This window comes from Veillonella tobetsuensis (genome assembly GCF_002959935.1).
GTDB classification, from domain to species: domain Bacteria; phylum Bacillota; class Negativicutes; order Veillonellales; family Veillonellaceae; genus Veillonella; species Veillonella tobetsuensis.
The window spans coordinates 142,410-148,409 of sequence record NZ_PPDF01000014.1; the positions used below are offsets into that span (position 1 = coordinate 142,410).

Sequence of the window (6,000 nt, forward strand, 5' to 3'; positions counted from 1 at the left end):
ATCTATTGATATAATGAATTTATATTTAAAAACATTATTTTTGTGTAGGAGTTTTTAGTAATTATGTGTAGTGTAGTAAATTATTATTATGGGGAGGGAAATGACAATGGTAGATAATAAGAAGTCAATTGATGAGCTCTTTCTTTGTATTAAGAGGAAGGATAAATTAAAGGAATTTAAAAAAGCCTTTGGTTTGAAGCATGTTAATACAGAAGAATATTTATTAAAATTTGTAGCAAACTTTTATAAGGCTCCTATTGTAAATTACAAAGGTTATATAAAAGGATCTAAGAATCTTTATAGTGAGATTATTGCGAAAACTCTTGTATCAGAGGATCTCGTTAAAGAATGGGACAAATTGAAACCTGTAAGACCTAATCATTTTGATACAGACCATACGCCTACGCAAAATGAGTTATCAATCACCAATCGAAAAGAAGAAATTTTAGCAAAATTATTATTCTATCAAGGTGAGGTTAAGGATTTAGGTTATATTTTTGATTACCAAACACCATTAAAAGCAGATCGAAGCGACTCTTATGGAAAAATAGATTTATTAGGCTATAACACGGATGATAAATACTACTCTGTTATTGAATTGAAATATCGTCCATCTGGTAGTGATGAAACTTTACTACGATGTGTTTTAGAAGCTTATACATATTATAAATTACTTGATTTAGATCAGATTGTATCTACTGATAGTCATGAAGGTATAAGTGTTTTAAGAAATTTAAAGGGGTATAAGCATACCAAGAACGCTGAATTAGTTGTTTTATTTGATGAGAAGGCTTGTACTGAAAATGATGGCGGATATAAAACAAATTTAATGTTACGCCTAAATCCAAAGGATATTGCTAACGCGGTTTATCCATCCAAAACAGTTGAAAGCCAACAACATAAAGAGTGCCAAGAGTTACTTATAACTGATAAACGTGATTCTTTGCGAATCTTGTGTGAAACAATCTTAAAGCAAGAGCCTCATTTAAAACAAATTCGTTTTGCTGTATTACGTGTGGAGACGGTCGATGAATCCCCTAGCATAGAGCGTTCATACCGAGCAGAAACATTGCTAACAATTCCTAACAAAGGTTAAGTATGAATATAATTATCCATCGTGGCACTCATCAGATTGGTGGTAGTGCCATAGAAATTAGTACAGCATCTACCCGCATTATACTGGATTTTGGTAACGAATTGAGTCTAGATGAAAAGTACACACCTATAAATTTAGATATAGACGGTGTTACAAAAGGGTTACCAGATTGTGATGGTATTGTGATTTCACATTATCATATGGATCACTTAGGACAACTAACCTCTGCATTACCAGAAATACCATTATATATGGGGGAACTGAGTAAGGAAGTGGCTATGATAGCTACTGAACATCAAGATAAAGATTTATATTTACGTTTGTTAGATGCAAATACATTTCGTGGAGGCGAAGCCTTCACTATTGGAAATATACATATTAGACCTTTGGTTATTGACCATAGTGCCGTTGATAGTTATATGTTTGTCATTGAAGCAGAAGGTAAACGTGCCTTATATACAGGTGATTTCCGGATGCATGGGTTGCGTAGTCATGTAATAGAGAAATTAGTTAAAACCTATATAGGTGAGGTTGATGTATTAATTACAGAAGGCACTTCTTTGTCAAGAGATGCAGATAAATACGTATCTGAAACCGCAGTATTAGACGATATTTCTTCATATATCCAAGATGGGAAATATGTTTTTATTATGTGCTCCTCTACGAATATTGACCGTATTATGGGAGTTTGGCAGAATATGCCAACTGATAAAGTTTTAATTTGTGATGCTTATCAGAAAAGAATATTAGATACTGTGATTAATAATGTATATTATGAAAGCTCTTTGTATCGTAGACATGATAGCCCGTTAGTTCTTAGTAAAGGACCGTATCCTAAATATTATATGGATCATGGGTTTGTATCCTTAGTAAGAGGAACTGAATATTTTATTTCTCACATTAAAGAATTTCCTAAAGATGATGTACGTATCATATATTCCATGTGGACAGGATATATTGAAGAAAACCTAGCATTGAAAACTTTGTTAGAGACCTACCCAACCTATATATGTCATGCTAGTGGTCATGTGTCTAAAGATGATTTGATTAAGTTTATAGAGCTAGTCAATCCTGATGTTATTATTCCGGTTCATACTGATAATCCTGAGAGATTAGAGGAATTAGTACCTCATAGAAATGTGTATATTGTTAATGATAATGAGCCGTTTATTATATAGGACCTACTTGCTTTCATTATTAATTTAGGTTATAATAGTAGAGCTTATTAATGGTAAGCACTTCCTACCCCTATGTGTCGATAGGGGCATTAGTCCGAAAGAGGAGGTGATTTTGTATGAACAAATACGAAGTCATGGTTATTGTGAAACCAGCTGAAGAAGAAGCAACTAACGCTGTCATTGAAAAAGTGGAAGCTTTAATTGCTCGTGTAGGCGGCACAGTAGAAAAGGTAGATCGTTGGGGCAAGCGTCGTCTTGCTTACGCAGTGAAAAAATTCACTGACGGTTTCTACGTATTGGTTAATTTCGAAGCTGATCCAGCTGAAATTAAAGAAATCGACCGTGTGTTGAAAATCAACGATGATGTCTTAAGACACCTGATTGTTAAACACGATGCATAATTAAAGCCTGGAGGAGAAAAGATGAACTCTGTACAAATTCTAGGTAATTTAGCTCGTGATCCTGAAGTACGTTTTACTAAAACTGGTAGAGCAGTGGCAACTTTCACAGTAGCTGCTACGAATACTTATGTTGACTCTACAACCAATGAAACGAAAGAACAAACTGCTTTCATTAATTGCGTTGCATGGGGCAAACTTGGTGAAGCGGCAGGTAATCTTCGCAAAGGCAGTCGTTGCTTTGTAGAAGGTCGCTTGCAAACTCGTTCTTACGAGACTCAGGATGGTCAAAAACGTTACGTTACTGAAGTGGTAGCGAACTTTGTGGGCCAATCCCTTGATATGAATACTAATTCTTTCGATGGTGGGTCCAATTTTGATAGTTTCAGTACAGGCGGCGATGACGAACACATCCCGTTCTAGTGTCCGAGACTCCTACTAATTCGAAAAGGAGGATTCGCAATGAGAAGAGATAGAGGCAGAAAGCCAAGAAGAAAAGTATGCGTTTTCTGTGCAGACCATATCGATCAAATCGACTATAAAGATGTTGCAAAACTTCGTCGTTTCACGACTGAACGCGGCAAAATCTTACCTCGTCGTATTTCCGGTACTTGCGCAAAACATCAACGCAAATTGACTACATCTATCAAACGTGCACGTGCAATCGCTTTATTGCCATTCACTGCAGAATAATTGATGAATCAAGGCGGTATAACCATTTGGTTGTACCGCCTTTTTGCTATCTAATAGAAGACGGCATACGGGTCTAAATTTTTATTATAAATAATAGTTATAAATAAAAACCTTAAGTGGTAGGTTTTAATAATTCCATAGAAACAGCTATTTTCTGATATATTGCGAGTAGTTTATAAATAAATTTTTTTATAGTTTTTTATTAATATGACTATAAAAAACAGATGAAGTAGTATATAATAACAATGAATTGATTTATTTTGATGTATATTAATGTTATTTAAAAGTATGTATAAATAATATTAGAAGATAAACGTGCTTTTATTGGTGTATAAAGGGAGATTTGGAAACATTGAAAAAGGTTTTAACTTTGGCAGTGGCTTTGGCTGTAGTCAGCAGTGGTTATCTGTGTACGGTAAATGGTGCAGCCGAACCGATAACTAAAAAAGCGCCTTCCATCTCAGAATTTAATATATATGTGCCAAAAGAGCTTAATGAGCGTCAAAAGGACTTGGTTGAAATTGGCCGTTATACTGCTAACGGTGATTTAGGATCTTTGAGAGAAACGATTATCTCTGCTATTGAAAGAGGTACCTTGACTCCACAAGAGGTGAGTATTGCGATTCGCCAACTATATTCTGCAGCAGGGTTAAAACAAATGAATGCAGCCCTTGCAGCCTTTGAACAACTTCGTGAAGAACGTCCTGAGTTTGGCGTAGATTATGATAAACTTGTACCAAAACGTGTTGGTCTTAGTGCATTGCTAGGTAATCCGACTAATAGTAATAATGTGGCTGCAAAGATTAAGCTTGATGAAGCTACAGCAGCTGTTAAATATAATACATTCCGTATTAAAAAGCCAAAACCGCAAAATAGAAATCGTTCGCGCTTGGGTAAACTTGATCGTGAACTTGTAGCAGCAGCGGCATTAGGTACTCGTGTTGGTAAAACGAATGCTGTATTTGCATCCTCTAAGAAGAGCTTAACAGAGCTTGGTTTAAGTCCACAACAAATTGAATACTTAGAAAATATGTTAGCAAACTAATACAAAGCCCATGTCTTTTTAAAAAGTGAACCGACCCCTTAATGTTAGACCAAAAATCTTAACGTTAAGGAGGTCGGTTTTTCTATGGCAAAATATAGCCTTATATTTAAATTAAAAGTCGTTACCGCATATCTAAACGGCGAGGGTGGATATGAGTATTTAACTAAGAAATATGGTTTAAAGACTACATCGCAAGTTCGTCGTTGGATTAGTGCATTTAAAGAATTTGGTAAAGATGGTTTGTGTCGAAAGCGAAATAATACAAGATATACTTCAGAATTTAAGCTAGCTATGGTAGAGTCATACTTAACTAGTGAATTATCGTATCGGCAAATTGCATTACAATATGGGCTGAATAATCCTTCATTAATAGCTCGCTGGAAGTCGGATTTTATGAAATATGGGACCAATGCTTTTGTCGAGCGACCGAAAGGACGAATACCTACCATGAGTCGAACAGATGAAAAAGCAAAGATTACCACACATACTAAATCACGTAACCAAAAGAAGAAAAAAGAATTAACACCAGAGCAAGCTCGTATTTTAGAATTGGAAAAACAATTACGCTATGCTCAAATAGAGAATGCCTATTTAAAAGAATTGAGGAGATTGCGCCTCGAGGACGCTCGAAAAATGAAAGAACAGCAAGAATCATTAGCAGTCTCCGAAGAGAATTCAAACTAACTGAGATTCTTGCTGCCTTACGTTTTCCAAAAGCAACATATATGTACTGGCAACAGCGCTTTGACCGAGTAGATCCAGATCTACAAATACGAATAGCTATTGAAGATATTCGTAAGAACCATCCCAACTATGGATATAGAAGGTTGTTACCTTTGTTGCGATCACGAGGTATTGTTATTAATAAGAAACGATTGCAACGAATTATGCAAAAGTTCAATCTGCAAGTAATAGCATTCTCCCGTAAGAGCCGAAAATATAACTCATATAAAGGCGTTAAAGGACGGATTGCACCTAATCGCATTAAGCGTAGATTCTATTGCAGTCAACCACATCAAAAAATTACTACAGATACAACTGAATTTAAGTATTATGAACTAAATGCAAACGGTGCTTTGAAAGTTGGAAAACTATACTTAGATCCATTTATGGATTTATATAATCTTGAAATTATTAGTTTTAGTATAAGTCCTACACCATCGGCTGAGTCTATACTTTCAGCACAACAACAGGCGATTGAAAAGACTGCCGATGCTAAGTATCGACGGACATTTCATTCTGACCGTGGTTGGGGTTACCAAATGAAAGCGTATCAACATAATTTAAAAGTGCATAACATATTTCAAAGTATGTCTAGAAGAGGTAATTGTCTCGACAATTCACCAATGGAAAACTTCTTTGCTATCTTAAAACAAGAGATGTATTATGACAATACCTTTCATAGTTATGATGAGTTAAAAATGGCGATTGAAAACTATATTATGTATTACAATACTAAACGAATTAAGGAAAAATTGAACTGGCTAAGTCCAGTTGACTATCGTTTAGCTATTACTGCAGCATAAAAAATTCCGAGCAACCAGTTTAGGTTACTCGGAAATAAAAGTCTAACTTTTTGGGGTCACTACA

General features: G+C 35.3%; 7 protein-coding genes. All 7 read left to right on the forward strand.

All coding sequences use genetic code 11. The annotated features are described in order from the left end of the window. Window positions 1–100: 100 nt before the first annotated feature. The 7 genes from VTHSUH11_RS09495 (at window position 101) to VTHSUH11_RS09525 (ending at window position 5,936) form a co-directional block, all read left to right on the forward strand. Window positions 101–1,096, forward strand: a complete 996-nt coding sequence (locus VTHSUH11_RS09495) for a hypothetical protein (protein ID WP_342352076.1) — start codon at window positions 101–103, stop codon at window positions 1,094–1,096. Between the two features lie 2 nt (window positions 1,097–1,098). Then, window positions 1,099–2,274 carry an MBL fold metallo-hydrolase gene (locus tag VTHSUH11_RS09500; RefSeq protein ID WP_105093506.1) on the forward strand — a complete coding sequence of 392 codons (1,176 nt, stop codon included), beginning with the start codon at window positions 1,099–1,101 and terminating at the stop codon, window positions 2,272–2,274. 116 nt (window positions 2,275–2,390) lie between these two features. Next, on the forward strand, window positions 2,391–2,675 hold the full coding sequence (gene rpsF / locus VTHSUH11_RS09505; RefSeq protein ID WP_005377647.1) for a 30S ribosomal protein S6: 285 nt from the start codon (window positions 2,391–2,393) through the stop codon (window positions 2,673–2,675). Window positions 2,676–2,696: 21 nt separating this feature from the next. After that, window positions 2,697–3,095, forward strand: a complete 399-nt coding sequence (locus VTHSUH11_RS09510; protein WP_005382135.1) for a single-stranded DNA-binding protein — start codon at window positions 2,697–2,699, stop codon at window positions 3,093–3,095. Between the two features lie 39 nt (window positions 3,096–3,134). Further along, complete coding sequence (rpsR, locus tag VTHSUH11_RS09515; protein WP_004693795.1) at window positions 3,135–3,365, forward strand: 30S ribosomal protein S18; 231 nt, start codon at window positions 3,135–3,137, stop codon at window positions 3,363–3,365. Between the two features lie 352 nt (window positions 3,366–3,717). Continuing rightward, window positions 3,718–4,410, forward strand: coding sequence for a hypothetical protein (locus VTHSUH11_RS09520; protein ID WP_105093510.1), 693 nt, complete (start codon window positions 3,718–3,720; stop codon window positions 4,408–4,410). 84 nt (window positions 4,411–4,494) lie between these two features. Further along, window positions 4,495–5,936, forward strand: a protein-coding gene (locus tag VTHSUH11_RS09525; RefSeq protein ID WP_105092186.1) for an IS3 family transposase whose coding sequence is annotated in 2 segments (ribosomal slippage) — window positions 4,495–5,083 and window positions 5,083–5,936 — 1,443 coding nt in all. Because the reading frame shifts where the segments join, the coding sequence is not laid out codon by codon here. Window positions 5,937–6,000 lie beyond the last annotated feature (64 nt).

What these genes read in the sequence shown, in the direction of transcription:
- VTHSUH11_RS09495 (WP_342352076.1), top strand. Translation starts at nt 101, where the DNA reads ATGACAATGGTAGATAATAAGAAGTCAATTGATGAGCTCTTTCTTTGT.
- VTHSUH11_RS09500 (WP_105093506.1), top strand. Translation starts at nt 1,099, where the DNA reads ATGAATATAATTATCCATCGTGGCACTCATCAGATTGGTGGTAGTGCC.
- rpsF (WP_005377647.1), top strand. Translation starts at nt 2,391, where the DNA reads ATGAACAAATACGAAGTCATGGTTATTGTGAAACCAGCTGAAGAAGAA.
- VTHSUH11_RS09510 (WP_005382135.1), top strand. Translation starts at nt 2,697, where the DNA reads ATGAACTCTGTACAAATTCTAGGTAATTTAGCTCGTGATCCTGAAGTA.
- rpsR (WP_004693795.1), top strand. Translation starts at nt 3,135, where the DNA reads ATGAGAAGAGATAGAGGCAGAAAGCCAAGAAGAAAAGTATGCGTTTTC.